This window comes from Shinella sp. 20P9.1.1 (genome assembly GCF_057798995.1).
In genome coordinates this window covers 270,140-286,796 of the sequence record NZ_JBYOLC010000004.1, presented here as the reverse complement: position 1 = coordinate 286,796, position 16,657 = coordinate 270,140, and the positions used below count along the sequence as shown (strand labels likewise).

Genomic DNA, 16,657 nt, shown 5'->3' with positions numbered 1-16,657 from the left:
CTGTAACGCATAGACTGACCGATAGTGGATTTCGTCTGTTCTTTCGTCTCATTTTCTCAGGATTTTGCCTATGACGTCGATCGTTTCCTCCTTGAGCATTCCCCAGATCAAGGCGCTTTCGACAGCAGCCATCCAGAGCTGGTCGACCGAGGACGTCGCCTCGCTGACGACCTCGCAGCTCAATGCCTTTTCCTCCAAGCAGATCGCGGCGCTGGAAGCGGAAGACATCGAGGTTCTCGGCTCGGGCCAGTTGAGCGCCATATCGCAGACCGCCATCATCGGCCTGACCCTGGAACAGCTCGGTGCGCTCGATCGGGCGATCAGCAGCCTCACCCCCAACCAGATCGCCGCCCTCAGCACCACCCAGGTGAAGGCGTTGACGGAAGATCAGGCCGAAGCACTGACCTCGGCGCAGGTGCGCGTCCTGAGCGCCGCCCAGCTCGCCGTCTTCGAGCCGGAGGAGATCGCCACCTTCTCCACCGAGGATATGGCTGCGATCAACTACAAGGCCGTGCAGGGCCTCAGCACGGCGGCCATTGCGCTGCTTTCGGACGAGCAGATCGGCAAGCTGAACGCACAGGCGCTCGCCGGCTTCTCGAACGCGCAGATGGCCGCGCTCACGCCCGAACAGGTCGCCGCCCTCTCCACCGCGCAGGTCGCCCAGCTGAAGCCGGCGCAGATCGCGGCGCTTTCGACCGCGGCTGTCGCAGCCTTCACCTCGACGCAGATCCCGGCGCTCACCAGCACCGCCATCACCGGTCTCAGCGCAACGCAGATCCGTGCACTCGACGTCGATCAGATAGAAGCGCTGACGCCCGCCCAGACCAAGATGCTGACGGCCGCACAGCTTACCGCCATGGGCTCGGCTGGCGTTCTCACCTTTTCCGCCGCCGACATTGCCGCCATTTCCATCGGTTCGCTCTCCGGCGTCAGCACAGGCGCCATCGCCGCGCTCTCCAGCGCGCAGATGGCCGGCCTGACTGCAAACATCATCACCGGGTTGACCGCCACGCAGGTCAGCGCCCTGACCTCCGACCAGATCGGCAATCTGACATCCGCTCAGATCCGCGCCCTGAGCTCGTCACAGCTTGCCGGCCTGTCCTCCGAGGACATCGCAGCGCTTTCGACAGACGCCATGTCCGCCCTCACCGCCAAGGCGTTGAAGGGCCTCGGTACGGGTGCCATCGCAGCGCTGTCCGACAATCAGATTGCGTCGCTGACGACCGCGCAGGTCAACGCGCTGGCGGCCTGGCAGATCGCGGCACTCGGCACGGCCGGTATTGCCGAATTCAGCACCGGCCAGATCACCGCCATCAACGCAAGCGCGATCACGGGCCTGACCTCGGCACAGGTCGGCGCCCTCGATATGGATCAGTTGGAAGCCTTCACGCCGATCCAGGCAAAGGCGTTCACGTCCACGCAGCTCTCCGTGCTCGACGTCCAAACGATCGAAGCCTTTTCGGCGGCGGACATCGCCGCCTTCGCCGCAACGGCCATTGCCGGCCTCAATACGGCGGCCATTTCCGGATTGTCCTCCGCTCAGATCGCCGCTCTGAGCGCCAAGTCCATTTCGAGCCTGACGACAGCCCAGATCAACACACTCTCGGCCGAGCAGGCCGAAGCCCTCACCGTCGTGCAGATCCGCGCGCTGACGGCCACCCAGGTCGGCGCGATCGATCCCTATACGTTTGAAGCCTTCACCAGCACGAAGCTCGCCGCCCTCCAGCCGGCAGCGCTGCTCGGTCTCGGCACGGACGCACTCGCCGCCCTCAGCACGGCCCAGATCGCAGCGATGGCACCCAGCCAGATCGCGGCGCTTAAGCCGTGGCAGCTCGGTGCGCTCGATGCCGATCAGGCCGAGGCTTTGACGCCGGCACAGCTTCGCCTGCTGAGCGCCACCCAGCTGTCGGGTTTCAGCGCCGAAGCGCTGGAGACCTTCTCGACCGCCGATATCGCCGCCCTTGCCAACAAGTCGGTCGCCGGCCTCACCACCGACGCCGTCGCGGCCCTGACGACCGCCCAGATCGCCGCCCTCAGCGCCGCCGCCTTCTCCAGCCTCACGGGCGCGCAGATCGGCGCGCTCAGCACCGAGCAGATCGGTGCGCTTTCGACGCTGCAGGTTGCCGCACTCGGCATTGTGCAGCTTCGCGCGCTGGATCCGGAAGGGTTCGAGTCGCTTACCTCGGCCCATATCGCTGCAATCAACAGCAAGGCCATATCGGCGCTGGGCACCGATGCTATCGCCAACCTTTCCACCGACCAGATCGCGGCACTCAGCACCGGCACCATCGCCAGCCTCACCGCCAAGCAGCTCGGCGTGATGACCACGGCCCAGGCCGAAGCCCTGACCTCGGCGCAGGTGCGCGCCCTGACGTCGAGCCAGCTTTACGCGCTCGGCAACGACAATATCGCGACCTTCTCGACGGCCGACCTCGCCGCGATCCACAGCAAGGCGGTGCCCGGTCTTCCGACCGGAGCGCTCGCCGCCCTCTCGAGCAACGAGATCGCCGTCCTGACCACCGCCCAGATCGTCGGCCTGACCACCGCGCAGATGGCGGCCATGGACCCGGAATTCCTGGGCTCGCTGACCACCGCCCAGATCGCCGCGCTCAGCACCAGCGTCATCGCCAGCCTTACCACGGCGCAGATCGCCGAGCTCGACACCGCACAAGCCGAGGCGCTGACCTCCGCGCAGGTGCGCGTCCTCACTTCGGACCAGCTCGCCGAATTCACGTCGCAGGAGATCGCGACCTTCTCCACCGCCGATATCGCTGCTATCACCAAGGGCGCTGTCGGCCTCAGCGAGGACGCCATCAAAGGCCTGTCGACCGCGCAAGCCGCCGCGCTCAGCCGCAATGCGCTCGCCAGCCTGACCTCCGGACAGATCGAGGCCTTGACGACCGCCCAGATCGCCGCCTTCACGACGGCACAGATCGGCGCCTTCACCTCCATTCAGATCGCGGCCCTTGAATCGCAGGACATCCGCGCCCTGTCCACGGCCCAGATCGCCGCGATCGCCAACCGCGCGCTTGCCGGCTTCACAACGGGCACCATCGCCGGCCTGAGCTCCGATCAGATCGCCGCTATCAGCACCATCGCCATTTCCGGCCTGACCACCGCCCAGCTCGATGCCCTGAACTCGATCCAGGTCGGTCTGTTCTCGACAGCCCAGCTCAAGGCACTGACGGCCGCCCAGGTCGGTGCGCTCGGTGAAAATCTGGCCGTGCTGTCCAGCGAGCAGATCGCAAGCCTCAATTCGTCGGCCATTCCCGGCTTGACCACCAGCCAGATCGACGACCTCACCGCCGGCCAGATCGCCGCTCTCTCCACGGCGCAGATCGGCATGTTGACCGGCCAGCAGATCGCGGCCTTCAGCCCCACGGAAATCGCCGCCTTCACCACGGCGCAGATCGCAGCGTTGGGCGTCACGGGCATTCCGGGCTTCACGAGCGACCAGATCGAAGCCCTCAGCACCAGCCAGATCGCCGCGCTCTCCAGTCGCCAGATGGGCGCGCTCACTTCCGCCCAGCTCGGCGCGATGACCACACAGAACATCGCGGCTCTCACTCCGGGTCAGATTGCAGGGCTCAATGCGGGCGCCATTCCGGGCTTCACCTCGCAGCAGCTCGCCACGCTCACCACCAGCCAGGCCGAGGCGCTGAACGAAGCCCAGATCGGCATCATCACCTCCGAGCAGATCAGCGAGCTCGGCACCGACGACATCGCCACCTTCTCGACCAAGGATATCGCCGCGATCACGGCGGGCGCCATCGGCGGCCTGTCGGCGGCAAAGATCGCCTCGCTCTCCCCGCAACAGATCGCAGCTCTCAACACGGCAGCCATCGCCGCCATGACGACCGCGCAGATCGCAGCCCTCTCGACCGCACAGGCCGAAGCGCTGACGAACACGCAGGTCGCAGCGCTCGGCTCCACGCAGTTGGCAGCGCTCGGTGCCGACGACATCGCCACCTTCTCCTCCAAGGATCTCGCATCCATCACGTCGGATGCGATCGGCGGCATGTCGACGGCGACGCTCGCGGCCCTTTCGACCACACAGATCGCATCGCTGGGCACCGCAAGCATCAGCGGGTTGACGGCCCGCCAGATGGCCGCTCTCGGCACCGCGCAGGCCGAAGCCTTGAGCAGCACGCAGATCGCCGTGCTCTCTTCCACGCAGCTGGCCGCGCTCTCCTCGAATGCGATCGCCACCTTCTCGACGCGCGAAATGTTTGTCATCGGCACGGATGCCATCACGGGCCTGTCGACGGGCGCGATTGCCGGCCTCTCCACCAGCCAAATCGCCGCCCTCAACTCCATGTCCGTCGGCAGCCTGCTGCCCCGGCAGATCGCGGCCCTCACCAGCGACCAGCTCGACGCCATGACGCCTGCCCAGGTGCGCGCCCTCGACGCCCGGCAGATCGCCTCGCTCGGCACCGAATATATCGCAGCTCTCTCGACGGCGCAGATCGCGGCCCTTTCGACCGCCGCCGTCGCCGGCATGTCGACCGCACAGATCGCCGCCATGACGACGGCGCAGGCCGAAGCGCTCTCGAGCACGCAGGTCGGTGCGCTGACCTCGCGCCAGATCGCCGCCCTCGGCATGGACGACCTCGATACCTTCTCGACCGCCGACATGGCCGCCATCAGCTCCAGCGCGATGTCCGGCCTGTCGACCGGCATGCTCGCTTCGCTGACGACCAGCCAGATCGCAGCACTTGGCCCGGCCGGGCTTTCCGGCATGACGAGCGAGCAGATCGCCGCCCTCAGCAGCACGCAGGTCGCGGCCCTGACCACGGCCCAGATCGCCGGCTTCGGCTCCAAGCAGGTGGCAGGTCTCGCCACGGAAGACATCGCGGCCCTCTCGGCCGCGCAGATCGCCGCGCTCGGCACGGGCGGCATCGCCGGCCTGACGACCGCGCACATCGCCGTGCTCTCCACCGAACAGGCGGAGGCGCTGACCAGCACGCAGATCGCGGCGTTCAAATCGACGCAGATCGCCGCCTTCCACACCGACACGATCGAAACCTTCACCGCCCGTGAACTCGGCGCGATCGGCTCCAGCGCGGTCGCCGGCCTTTCGACAGCGATGATCGCGGTCCTGACGACGGCGCAGATCGCCGCCCTCAACGGTTCGGGCCTGACGAGCACGCAGGTCAATGCCTTGAGCTCAACCCAGCTCGAAGCCCTGACGACGACCCAGCTTGCCGCGTTCGGCTCCGCCCAGGTCGGCGGCCTCGGCACGGATGATATCGCGCTGCTCTCGCCCGCACAGATCGCTGCCCTCGGCACCGCCGGCGTCGCGGCCCTGACGACCAGCCAGGTGGCGGCCCTTGCTCCGGATCAGGCCGAGGCGCTGACCAGCACGCAGGTCGCAGCACTCAGCTCCACCCAGATCGGCGCGCTCAGCACGGATGACCTCGCGCTGTTTTCCAACGATGACATGGCCGCGATCAGTTCGCGTGCCATTGCCGGTCTCTCGACATCCGCGCTCCACGCGCTGACCGAAAGCCAGATCGCGGCGATGAGCCCGTCCGGCATTTCCGGCCTCGCCAGCGACCAGATCGCCGCGCTCAGCACCGATCAGGTCGAGGCGCTGACGAGTGCGCAGGTCGGCGCACTCACCTCACGCCAGCTTTCGGCCTTCACCGCCGCCCAGCTGCACACCTTCTCGACAGCCGACATGAGCGCCATCAGCTCGATCGCCATGTCGGGCTTGCCCGCCTCGATCCTGTCCGGCTTCAGCGCTGAGCAGATCGCGGCCCTCAGCCCGGCCGGATTCATCGGCCTGTCGACAAGCCAGATCGACGCGCTCAGCACGAGCCAGATCGCGGGGCTTTCCACGGCGCAGCTCGCCGCCCTCGGCTCCCGCCAGATCGGCACGCTCGGCACCGACGACATCGCCGCCCTGACGGCCGCACAGATCGCCGCCTTCAGCACCTATGGCATCGCGGGTCTCACCAGCGCGCAGGCCGCAGCCCTGACGCAGGAACAGGCCGAAGCGCTGTCTTCCGGACAGGTCGCATCGCTGAGCTCCGGCGCACTGGCCGGCCTCTCCACGCAGGCGCTCGACACGCTCTCGCTGGCCAAGCTCTCGGCCATCGGCTCCGCCGCCATTCGCGGCCTGCCGGCGAGCTACCTCGCGACCCTGTCGGACGCCGAAATCGAAGCCCTCGGGACGGGCGCAATCTCCGGCCTGACCAGCACCCAGATCGGCGCGCTCACCGTCGATCAGTTGGAAGCCTTCTCCGTTGCGCAGATCGGCGCCCTCAGTGTCTCCGGTCTCGCCGGCCTGACGACCGCCCAGATGCAGACGATCTCGGCCGACGAACTCGCCGCGATCAGCCCGGCGGCCCTGAAGGGCCTGTCTTCCGCCGCCATGAGCTCGCTCTCGACGGAAAACGTCGCAGCGTTGAGCAAGACCCAGCTTGCTGCCCTGAGCTACAGCCAGATGGCAGCGCTGAGCGCCACGCAGATCGGCGCACTCTCGGCCGATCAGGTCGGCGCGCTGACAGCAACACAGGCGGCCGCGCTGGGTGCCGACGATTTCGGCAGCTTCTCGGTCGATCACATCCTGGCGCTCAGCTCCAACGCCATCTCCGGCCTCAGCACGGCAACGTTGGCCGGCCTCACCTCCGAACAGGCCAATGCCTTCACGCCCGGCCAGCTCTCCGGCATGACCTCGGCGCAGATCAGCGCCCTGTCGCAGGCCGGCGCTTCGGTGTAGAGCGTCTCGTTCACCGATATGTCGTCCGGATCGGAATCGAAAAGGCCGCCCTCAGCGTTTGAAGGCGGCCTTTTCGTTTGATGTGCGTCGTCGATCAGGAGGGATTGTATGTCGGGAAGCCGCTGCATTTGCTGCCAATCGCCGATCGGCAATCTTGCGGCCGATAAAGCCGCTTGTAGCCGCCCCGCTCGGCGCGCAGCCGCTGCTGGCGCTGATGCGCGCGCAACTGAGCTTCTGAGCTGGAATACTGCGCGCCGGCCTCCTGGGACGGGGCCGTCGTGCAGCCCGCCATGCCGAAAGTGCCTGCCATTACCAGCGCGACAACGGTGAGAAGAGCTCTGTTCCTGCGCATCCGATCCTCCATGCAATTGACCTTGCATACCATGCGCGCTCCTTTCGATGAATGACAGAAGCGACTTTTCAAAGCGCCCTTCCCTGCGCTATGGTTCCACCACGGCCGGAGGCGGCCGGCAGACCCGCGCCTTTCCAAGGCATGGCGAACGCCTCCCAAAGAACCTTTCTCCACCGTTCATCGTGGGCGAAGGCGTCGGCAATGCGGGCACTGACGAAGACTTCGCCGTAACGAAAGGAACGGACATGCGCGACTACCGCGATGCCAAAGCCATGGCAAAAGCCCTGCGCGAAGCCCTTGCAACCCGCAATACCGAGATCAGCCACAGCGAAGCGCTGGAAATCGTCGCCCGCCAGTTTGGCGCCGACACCTGGAACATCCTGTCGGCCAAGATCGAGGCAAAACCGAATCCCGCCGGCATTGAATTCGAGCAGGCCGTGCCGATCGTGCGCATCTTCGACGTGCCGAAGGCGCAGGAATTCTATCTCGGTTTCCTCGGCTTCACGACGGACTGGGAGCATCGCTACGGCGATAATTTCCCGCTCTACACGCAGGTTTCGCGCGGCGGTCTGCGGCTGCATCTGTCGGAACACGCCGGCGATGCGACGCCGGGCGGCAACATGGTCGTCTACATGAAGGGCATCCGCGCCTTCCAGAAGGAGCTGATCGCCAAGGACTATCGCTATATGAAGCCAGGCCTCGAAGATGAAGGCACGCGGCTGGAGGTGACGGTCACCGACCCCTTCCAGAACCGCATCCGCTTCATGGAGCACAAGGACTAGGAAGCAACGACGAGGGGCTTGCCCCTCGTCACTCCGCCCGCCAGGCGATGACGCCCTTCAGCCGCTCATGCGTGTCTTCCGCAAAGGGCATGACGAGCACGCGGGCAGGATCGACCGGACCGGGAAAAGCCAGCGCATTCCACGCGACCTTTTCGAAGCCGAGCGGGCCGTAATAGGGCGGATCGCCGACGAGCACGACGGCTTCCGAGCCTTTCCGCTTGGCGGCAGCGCAGGCGATGGCGAGCAGTTCGCGGCCGATGCCCCGGTTCTTGTGCGAGGGCCGGACCGCCAGCGGGCCGAGCAGGTGCGCCTTCACGCCGCCGGCCAGAACCGGCGTCATGCGCACCGAGGCGATCGTCTCGCCGTCATCCGTGCAGACGAAGGAAAGCGACAGATCGTGCGGCCCCTGCTCGCGGATGCGCGCGGCGGCGCGCACATGCCGGCCGGGACCGAAGGCTTCTTCGTTGATATGTTCGATTGCGGCGTCGTGGGAGGCATCTTCCGTCAGGTAGACGATATCGTGCTTGAGCATGTTCATGGATCAGGGAACCGGAATACGAAGCTGGGGATGCGGGTTATCGCGCCGCCGCCGGAGGGGGCGCAGCAGGAGCATCAGCGTCGTCGTGGGTTTCCCGTATGGAACATGCTTGTCGTCTTCCTCGCCGGCTTGAGCGCCGGTGCTGATCTGCGCGGATAGCAGAAATTTTCCTTCTGTCAAAGAGCAAAACGCACCGTTCACTAAAAAGCGCCTATCCAGCACATGCCCATGCGCTATCAATGAATTCAAGTTCAGGCCGCGACCGGCCATAAAAGGAGATCATCATGGGCATGCTCGTTGACGGCGTCTGGCATGACGTCTGGTACGATACCAAGGAGACGAAGGGTCATTTCAAGCGTTCTGTCTCGCAGTTCCGCAACTGGATCACGCCGGATGGCGCGCCCGGCCCGACCGGCGAAGGCGGTTTTGCGGCCGAGGCGGGCCGCTATCACCTCTATGTGTCGCTCGCCTGTCCCTGGGCGCACCGCACGCTGATCTTCCGCAAATTGAAGAAGCTGGAGGACCTGATCACCGTCTCGGTCGTCGATCCCCTGATGCTGGCCAAGGGCTGGGAATTCAAGGGCGAGAACGGCGGCACGCTCGATCCGCTGTTCGGTGCTTCAGCTCTTTATGAGGTCTATCTGAAGGCCGATCCGCACTATTCCGGCCGCGTGACCGTGCCTGTGCTGTGGGACAAGAAACTGAACCGCATGGTCTCCAACGAATCGGCCGAGATCATCCGCATGTTCAACGCGGCCTTCGACGGCCTCACCGGCTCGCGCGACGATTATTACCCGGAAATCCTGCGCGCCGAGATCGATGCGCTGAACGATACGATCTACGACACCGTCAACAACGGCGTTTACAAGGCGGGCTTCGCGACGACGCAAGAGGCCTATGAAGGCAGCGTCATCAAGCTGTTCGAGATGCTGGACAGCCTGGAAGACCGGCTTTCGACGAAGCGCTACCTCACCGGCGACAGGATCACCGAGGCCGACTGGCGGCTCTTCACGACACTGGTGCGCTTCGACCCCGTCTATGTCGGCCACTTCAAATGCAACATCCGCCGCATCGCCGACTATCCCAACCTCTACGGCTATCTGCGCGAGCTCTACCAGGTGGAGGGCGTCGCCGAGACGGTGAACATGCGCCACATCAAGGAGCACTATTACCGCAGCCACACGATGATCAATCCGACCGGCATCGTGCCCGTCGGCCCTGACATCCGTCTGGCAACACCGCATGGCCGCGACACGCTGAAGGCGGCCTGAGCCTACCAGAAATCCGCGAAGACGGCCCGCCCGGCGATTTCCTCCAGCCGCCGGCGGGTCGCTGCGGTGGTGGCCGCCGGCAAGGCATCGAGCGTGAAAAAGCCGGCCTCGACGATTTCGCGATCCTTCAGGCGCGGCGCCGTCTGCGTAACGCCATCGCACCGATAGAGCAGGACGTGATCGCGCTTGCTCGTCTGCCTGTTGAAATAGACATGCAGAAGCCGCGGCGGCGCGCCGAGCGCGAGATTGCCCTCCTCCCGGATTTCCTTCGCGACGGCCTCCGGCGCCGTCTCGCCCCGCTCGATCCCGCCGCCCGGCAGGTGCCAGCCGGGCACGTAGCTGTGGCGCACGAGGAAGACCCGGCCCGCCTCGTCGAAACAGGCCGCACGCACGCCCATCGTCATGCCGCGGGTCAGCGAAAAATAGAGATGCGCCAGGCGTGTCACGGCACGCGCCGCAAGGCTGCGGGTCGGTGGCGAAGCGGATTGTGGCCTATCCTGTTCCATTCCGGCACTTCGCCGGAACCTTTCGGGCAAATCAAGTCTTGCAGGTCGAAGCTTCGGGAATATCCACGCGCTTCGCGTTTCCCTGGGCGGACTTATGCTCTAAGGAGGGGGGTATGTTCAGACTTGCCCACATATCGGACGTGCATCTCGGTCCGCTGCCCGCCCTCACCTTTCTTGAGCTTTTCTCCAAGCGGATCACCGGTTTCGTCAACTGGCACCGCAACCGCCGACGCCATCTCTTTACCAACACGCTGGACATCGTGCTCGACGATATCGAGCGGCGCGATCCGGACCATCTGGCGATCACCGGCGATCTCGTGAACCTCGCCACCTCGCTGGAAATCTCGGCGGTCAAGAAGTGGCTGCCGGAGGCCGGCACGCCGGAACATGTCTCGTTGGTGCCGGGCAATCACGACGCCTATGTGCGCGGCGCCTATGAGAAGACGACGCGGGCCTGGTATCCCTATATGCGCGGCGATGCGGCCCCGGCTGAATGGGAAGAAGACAGGCATGTCTTCCCCTATCTGCGCATCCGCGGGCAGGTCGCGATCATCGGCTGCTCGACGGCGGTCGCCACGCCGCCCTTCTCGGCATCGGGCTATTTCGGCAGCCGACAGGCGCGCGAGACGGTCAACCTGCTGCGGGCGGCCGGTGAAGCCGGGCTCTTCCGCGTCGTGATGATCCACCACCCGCCGATTCGCGGCGCGACCTCGTTCCACAAGCGCATGATCGGCATCCGCCGCTTCGCCGCGACGATTTCCACCGGCGGCGCGGAACTCGTGCTGCATGGCCATACCCATCTCAACACCGTGCACTGGCTTCCCGGCCAGATGAAGCAGGTGCCGGTGGTCGGCATCGCCTCGGCCTCGCAGGGACCGGGCGGCCACAAGCCTCCGGCGGGCTACAATCTCTTCACGATCGCAGGCGCGCCCGGAAACTGGAACCTCATGCGCGAACGCTACGCGCTGACACCGGACGGCCTTGCGCTGACGCTTGCGGAAACCACGCGTTTCTGACGCTTTTCCGCGAATAAATCCTCTCGCCCGTCCGTACTTCCTTCTCAGAGCGGTCTGCCGAAAGCCGGCCGTTCGAGACGGCCCGCGTCCGGCAGATTCCGATCGAGAGGGAACCCATGACCATGCTCCGCCACACCATGTTGCTTTCATTCTGCGCCGCCGTCTCGCTGACGGCGCTTTCGGCCGCGCGTGCCGCCGATTCCGACACCACCACGCCGCCGGTCGCCACGGAAACGACGACGACCTGCACCGACGGCAAGATCTGGAACGAGGAAAAGAAGGAATGCGTCGCGCCCGAGGACATGAAGCCCGCCGAGACCACCCCGGCTGAAGGCACGACACCGGCGGACGACAAGGCCAAGACCGAAGAGCAGAAGAAGACCGAGCGCGAGATCGACGACAAGCTCTACACGGCCGCCCGCGAATTCGCCTATGCCGGCCAGCACGAGAATGCGCTCAGGGCGCTGCGCGCCGCCTATAACCAGGAAGATCCGCGCATCCTCAACTATATGGGCTACAACACCCGCAAGCTCGGCAACATGCAGCTCGGCATGACCTACTACAAGCGCGCGCTGCAAAAGGACGAGAACTACATCCTCGCCCGCTCCTATATGGGCCAGGCCCTGATCGAGCAAGGCGACATCGAGGGTGCGCGCGTCCAGCTCGTCGAAATCCGCGACCGCGGCGGCGAGAACACCTGGGCCTACCGCGCCCTTCTCCAGTCGCTCGGCGGCGAGCGCACCACCTACTGACCTGCCGTCAGGCGCCGTCCGAAAACGGGACGGCGCCCATCACATCAAGATCAATCGTTGAGGAACGCGGGAAACTGCGCTCCGGGATGCCGTTCATGCTTGCAGACCCCAGGAAGAATGTTTCATATCAGGCGGTCGCTCCGGCTCAGGGAGCGAATAGAGTTTTGATCCCGAACGTTTCCTTGGAAAAGCAATGCGTCCGACGGCAGAATCGAATGAGTTCCGGCGAGAATTGGTCAATCTGCTGCCCAAGTTGCGCCGTTTTGCCATGACGCTGACGCGCAACAGCAGCGATGCGGACGATCTCGTGCAGGAGGCTTGCGAAAGAGCCATCACGCGGGCTCATCTCTGGAACGGGGAAGGCCGGCTGGAAAGCTGGGTTTATGCCATGACACGCAATCTGTGGGTGGACGAGATCCGCAAGCGAAAGGTCCGCACAGGCCAGGGCACGGTAGATGTCGCCGAGCAGGATACTCTTCACATCGAGGCGTCGGCCGACAAAGCGGTCTATGCCAAACAGTTGCACAAGTTGATCATGACCATGCCCGAGGGCCTTTCCAGCGTCTTTCTCCTGGTGAATGTGGAAGGCCACAGCTATCGCGACGCCGCCGACATTCTCGGCATTCCGATCGGCACCGTGATGAGCCGGCTTTCAGCCGCCCGCATCCGGCTGGCGGCCATGATCTCCGAGCAGACGGAAAGGAGGGCCTGACCGTGGAAAGCACACAGGGTCTCCCGATCGAAGTGCGGCTATCGGCCTATCTCGACGGCCAGCTGCCGCGCGCGGAAATGAACGAAATCGACGAAATCCTCGCGCAGGACGACGATGCGCGCGAGGTCTTCGAGAAGCTGAAGCTCGGCAGCGAATTCGGCGCGCGCGCCTTCGAGCGCATGTTGCAGGAGCCGATCCCGCTCGATCTCGTGCGCAACATCAAGGAAGCCCGCAGCAGCGACGACGACGCGCCGAAGCTCGGCATCGCCGGCATTCCGGTCGCCGCGACGCCTGCCCCGCGCCACAGCGCGTTCTGGCCGCAAGCGCTTGCCGCGTCGCTCGCGATTTTCATGGCGGGCGGCGTTGCCGGCTATCTGATTTCCGAGCAGCAGGACACCGACGGCCCGATCCAGATTGCCGCCGCACCGCGCACCTGGCTTGATGACATCGCGGACTATCACCGCATCTATGCGCGCCAGACGCGCCATCTCGTGGAAGTGCCCGCGAGCGATCAGGACCACATCGTGGAATGGCTGTCGGCCAGCACCGGCGTACCCTTCAAGCTGCCCGACCTTTCCGGCCAGAACTTGAAGTTCGAAGGCGCGCGCCTGCTCGTCGCGGGCGGCAAGCCGGCGGCCCAGTTGCTCTATCGCGATGCCGAGAACGAAATCTTCGCCATCTGTTTCCTGCAGAGCGACCCGGTCGAAGGCAAGACGACGCTGGCTGAAAGCATGCGCAACGACATCGGTCTCGTCTCCTGGCAGCAGGGCAAGGCCTCCTATGTCGTGGTCGGCCCGTCGGCGGATCCGAATCTCGAGCGCATCGCGGAAGCGGTTTCCACGAGTATCTGAGCGGCAGGCGTGCCTTAAAAAATGGCGGCGCTGCTCCGCGGCCGCGCCTATGCGCCTTCCGTATTGCCGGCCGCCACTGCCGTCTCCCTTCCGATCACAACCCAACTTTGGCCAAGTCCTTCGCTGTGTCCGTCCACAGCCGCCACTTGTGGGCGTCGCCGCGATCGTCCATGAGGGTTTGATACTGGGGAGAATGGTATGAGCGAAGCCTTCGGTTTCATGTTCGCCTTTTACGGCCTGCTGCTGGGCCTCGCCGTGGTCGAGGTCGCATCCGGCTTCTCGCGCGCCTATGACGAGCGTCAGCAGCGCAGGATCGGCATCGTCGCCCCGCTCTTCGGCCTGCTGCTTCTGGTCGATCTCATCACGTTCTGGATGAATGCGTGGGCCTATCGCGATATGGCCGAGGTCAACTACATGATCGCCTATGCGGTCGCTGTGGTCGCCCTGCTCTACTACTTCGCCGCCACCCAGGTATTTCCCAAGGCGACCGAAAAGGACACGCTCGACAACCACATCATGGAACACCGCCGCGTTGTGGTGTTCTGCGTGCTGGGCAGCAATCTGATGACCCAGATTCCGCCGGCGGTCTCAGCCGTCACCACGCCATGGCCGCTCTCGACCTTCGCGCTCTGGATCACGCTCAACGCGATTTACTACGCGCTCCTCCTCACGGCCGCCTTCGCGAAGAGCAAGCGGGTGGTGACGATCGTTGTAGGCGTGGCGGTGCTTTACGTGCTCACCGCGACGGCGCTCTTCGCCGGGTAGGCTTTCCGCAAACCCAAAAGAAAAAGCCCGAAAGCAAACGCTGCCGGGCTTTTGTTTTGGGCTTGCGGACCTATCAGCCGCGCGTTGCGAGCACGCGGTTGGCGGCCGAGACGATGGCTTCGAGCGAGGCCGTCACGATGTTGGTGTTGATGCCGACGCCGAACAGCTTGCCGCCGGGATGGACCACCTCGACATAGGCGATGGCCGCCGCATTCGAGCCCTGCTGGAGCGAATGCTCGGAATAGTCGGCAACCGACATGGGAATGCCGAGATAGATCGACAGCGCGTTGATGAAGCCGTCGATCGGGCCGGTGCCCTTGCCCTCGATGCGCTTCGTCTCGCCGCCGTCGGTCACCTCGGCGGCGACGATGCGCGAGCCCTTCTGGCCGCTTTCATCCGGATAGGTGTGGTGGTCGACGAAGCGCAGGCGCGTGCCCGGCTGCGTGACGTAGCGCTCCATGAAGCTCTCATGGATGCGCTTGGCCGGCAGCTCGACGCCCTCTTCGTCCGTAATGCGCTGGATCTCGTCGCGGAACTCGACCTGCAGGTTGCGCGGCAGGTTGATGCCGTAGTCTTCCTGCAGGATATAGGCAATGCCGCCCTTGCCGGACTGCGAGTTGATGCGGATGATCGCCTCGTAGGAGCGACCGACATCCTGCGGGTCGATCGGCAGATAGGGCACTTCCCACAGCGGCTTGTTGGCTTGTCTGATGGCCTTCATGCCCTTGTTGATGGCATCCTGGTGCGAGCCCGAGAAGGCCGTGTAGACCAGCTCGCCGACATAGGGGTGGCGCTCCGGAATGGCCATCTCGTTGGAATATTCATAGACCGACTTGATGCGCTCGATATCCGTGCAGTCGAGCTTGGGATCGACGCCCTGCGTGTACATGTTCAAGGCCAGCGTGACGACGTCGACATTGCCGGTGCGCTCACCATTGCCGAACAGCGTGCCTTCGACGCGATCCGCACCGGCCATCAGGCCCAGTTCCGTCGCAGCGATGCCGGTGCCGCGGTCGTTATGCGGATGCAGGGAGATGATGACGTTCTCGCGGTTGTCGATGTTGCGGCACATCCATTCGATCTGGTCGGCATAGATGTTCGGCGTCGCCATCTCGACGGTCGAGGGCAGGTTCAGGATCAGCTTGTTGTCGGCCGTCGGCTTCACGATCTCGACGACCGCGTTGCAGATTTCCAGCGCCACCTCCAGTTCGGTGCCGGTAAAGCTTTCCGGCGAATATTCGAAGCGGTAGCCGCCGCCGGCCTTGGCGGCCATATCGGTGATCATCTTGGCCGCGTCGGTGGCGATCTGCTTGATGCCGTGGACATCCTTGGCGAAGACCACGCGGCGCTGCAATTCGCTCGTCGAATTGTAGAAATGGATAATCGGGTTATGCGCGCCCTCCAGCGCCTCGAAGGTGCGGGTGATCAGCTCCGGGCGGCACTGCACCAGAACCTGCAAGGACACGTCCTGCGGCACATTGCCCTGCTCGACGCACCAGCGGGCGAAATCGAAATCGGTCTGCGAGGCCGAGGGGAAACCGATCTCGATTTCCTTGAAGCCCATGTCGAGCAACAGCTGGAACATGCGGGCCTTGCGGTCGTGGCCCATCGGATTGATCAGCGACTGGTTGCCGTCGCGCAGGTCTACCGAACACCAGATCGGCGCCTTGTCGATGACCTTGCCCGGCCAGGTGCGGTCGGGAATGCTGATGGTCGGATAGGCCTGATACTTGCTGGCAGCCTCGGGCATGCCCTGCTTGGGAGAATGGGTCTTCAAAATCATCGCTTCGTCTCTTCGTCGTCCCGGCATTCGCGAAAGCGTCATAGCGCCTAACGAGCGCGAATGCATCGGAATTCATACACTGGGGGTGAAACGAGGAGCTATTGCCGGGCGGGCTTTGTCGGCCGCCGGGCGCTCCTCAACGAACCCGGCAACCGCGCGTAAGGCCGAGAATAAGAAGCGAGGAGAAGCCGCGCGAACGCTCGGCGACAGCAGTGCTGCCCCGGGAAACGCGTTCGATGATCTGTGCGCTGGTCTTCAACATAGGCCGTCTATACCGGCGGCCTGGCGAAAGCGCAAGCACCCCGTTGCCTGAAACTTTGGCGGCGGGCTCGTCGTTCATCAAAAGACACAATTGACGCAGACAGTGGAAACGCACAATCTGGGAGACGATCATGAAATATCTTTCCCTCATCCCCCTCGCCCTTCTTGCCGGTTGCATGACGCCGCCCTCGCCCCAGACGATCGCGGATAACGCCTATTGCACCCGCCTCTACGGCGCCGTCAGCGACTACAAGATCCAGTGCCTCTACGAGCGCTCGATCGGCAACAACGATCCGCGCGATCCGTTCTCCAGCCGCAAGCAATAAAAAACCCTCCGCCAGAGG

The 16,657-nt window shown here is 64.5% G+C and carries 15 protein-coding genes; 9 read left to right on the top strand and 6 right to left on the bottom strand.

Annotated elements, in window-relative coordinates; translation table 11 throughout:
• Positions 1 to 70: 70 nt before the first annotated feature.
• Positions 71 to 6,724, top strand: a complete 6,654-nt coding sequence (locus AC27VQ_RS09390; RefSeq protein ID WP_488716074.1) for a hypothetical protein — start codon at positions 71 to 73, stop codon at positions 6,722 to 6,724.
• A gap of 94 nt (positions 6,725 to 6,818) precedes the next feature.
• On the opposite strand, the gene AC27VQ_RS09385 is transcribed toward AC27VQ_RS09390, so the two are convergent.
• Positions 6,819 to 7,109, bottom strand: coding sequence for a hypothetical protein (locus AC27VQ_RS09385; protein WP_488716073.1), 291 nt, complete (start codon positions 7,107 to 7,109; stop codon positions 6,819 to 6,821).
• A gap of 212 nt (positions 7,110 to 7,321) precedes the next feature.
• Here AC27VQ_RS09385 and AC27VQ_RS09380 point away from each other — a divergent pair, with 212 nt between their 5' ends.
• Entirely contained in the window at positions 7,322 to 7,858 is a 537-nt protein-coding gene (locus AC27VQ_RS09380; RefSeq protein ID WP_421591983.1) for a glyoxalase superfamily protein, read from the top strand.
• Positions 7,859 to 7,886: 28 nt separating this feature from the next.
• Here AC27VQ_RS09380 and AC27VQ_RS09375 read toward each other — a convergent pair whose 3' ends face one another.
• Both AC27VQ_RS09375 and AC27VQ_RS09370 read right to left on the bottom strand, forming a co-directional pair.
• The gene (locus AC27VQ_RS09375; RefSeq protein WP_244759669.1) at positions 7,887 to 8,396 is read right to left on the bottom strand and encodes a GNAT family N-acetyltransferase; all 510 of its coding nucleotides are present in this window, start codon (positions 8,394 to 8,396) and stop codon (positions 7,887 to 7,889) included.
• A 3-nt stretch (positions 8,397 to 8,399) separates the two neighbouring features.
• Positions 8,400 to 8,666, bottom strand: a complete 267-nt coding sequence (locus AC27VQ_RS09370) for a hypothetical protein (RefSeq protein WP_488716072.1) — start codon at positions 8,664 to 8,666, stop codon at positions 8,400 to 8,402.
• 14 nt (positions 8,667 to 8,680) lie between these two features.
• On the opposite strand from AC27VQ_RS09370, the gene AC27VQ_RS09365 reads away from it, so the two are divergent.
• Positions 8,681 to 9,667, top strand: a complete 987-nt coding sequence (locus AC27VQ_RS09365; RefSeq protein ID WP_488716071.1) for a glutathione S-transferase family protein — start codon at positions 8,681 to 8,683, stop codon at positions 9,665 to 9,667.
• Between the two features lie 2 nt (positions 9,668 to 9,669).
• Here the strand turns inward: AC27VQ_RS09365 and AC27VQ_RS09360 are convergent, their stop codons facing one another.
• Entirely contained in the window at positions 9,670 to 10,173 is a 504-nt protein-coding gene (locus AC27VQ_RS09360; protein WP_488716070.1) for an NUDIX domain-containing protein, read from the bottom strand.
• A 113-nt stretch (positions 10,174 to 10,286) separates the two neighbouring features.
• On the opposite strand from AC27VQ_RS09360, the gene AC27VQ_RS09355 reads away from it, so the two are divergent.
• The 5 genes from AC27VQ_RS09355 to AC27VQ_RS09335 all read left to right on the top strand — a co-directional run bounded on the left by AC27VQ_RS09355 (position 10,287) and on the right by AC27VQ_RS09335 (position 14,269).
• Entirely contained in the window at positions 10,287 to 11,189 is a 903-nt protein-coding gene (locus tag AC27VQ_RS09355; RefSeq protein WP_488716069.1) for a metallophosphoesterase family protein, read from the top strand.
• Between the two features lie 116 nt (positions 11,190 to 11,305).
• Positions 11,306 to 11,941, top strand: a complete 636-nt coding sequence (locus tag AC27VQ_RS09350; RefSeq protein ID WP_488716068.1) for a tetratricopeptide repeat protein — start codon at positions 11,306 to 11,308, stop codon at positions 11,939 to 11,941.
• Positions 11,942 to 12,134: 193 nt separating this feature from the next.
• Entirely contained in the window at positions 12,135 to 12,653 is a 519-nt protein-coding gene (locus tag AC27VQ_RS09345) for an RNA polymerase sigma factor (RefSeq protein ID WP_313529193.1), read from the top strand.
• Positions 12,654 to 12,655: 2 nt separating this feature from the next.
• Positions 12,656 to 13,504, top strand: coding sequence for an anti-sigma factor family protein (locus AC27VQ_RS09340; protein ID WP_488716067.1), 849 nt, complete (start codon positions 12,656 to 12,658; stop codon positions 13,502 to 13,504).
• A gap of 198 nt (positions 13,505 to 13,702) precedes the next feature.
• Positions 13,703 to 14,269, top strand: a complete 567-nt coding sequence (locus AC27VQ_RS09335; RefSeq protein ID WP_488716066.1) for a hypothetical protein — start codon at positions 13,703 to 13,705, stop codon at positions 14,267 to 14,269.
• A gap of 73 nt (positions 14,270 to 14,342) precedes the next feature.
• Here AC27VQ_RS09335 and leuA read toward each other — a convergent pair whose 3' ends face one another.
• Both leuA and AC27VQ_RS09325 read right to left on the bottom strand, forming a co-directional pair.
• Positions 14,343 to 16,052, bottom strand: coding sequence for a 2-isopropylmalate synthase (gene leuA, locus AC27VQ_RS09330; protein ID WP_488716065.1), 1,710 nt, complete (start codon positions 16,050 to 16,052; stop codon positions 14,343 to 14,345).
• Positions 16,053 to 16,188: 136 nt separating this feature from the next.
• Entirely contained in the window at positions 16,189 to 16,446 is a 258-nt protein-coding gene (locus AC27VQ_RS09325) for a hypothetical protein (protein WP_488716064.1), read from the bottom strand.
• On the opposite strand from AC27VQ_RS09325, the gene AC27VQ_RS09320 reads away from it, so the two are divergent.
• Positions 16,445 to 16,639 carry a hypothetical protein gene (locus AC27VQ_RS09320; protein WP_488716063.1) on the top strand — a complete coding sequence of 65 codons (195 nt, stop codon included), beginning with the start codon at positions 16,445 to 16,447 and terminating at the stop codon, positions 16,637 to 16,639. The two genes, AC27VQ_RS09325 and AC27VQ_RS09320, sit on opposite strands and share 2 nt — an antisense overlap.
• Positions 16,640 to 16,657: the final 18 nt, after the last annotated feature.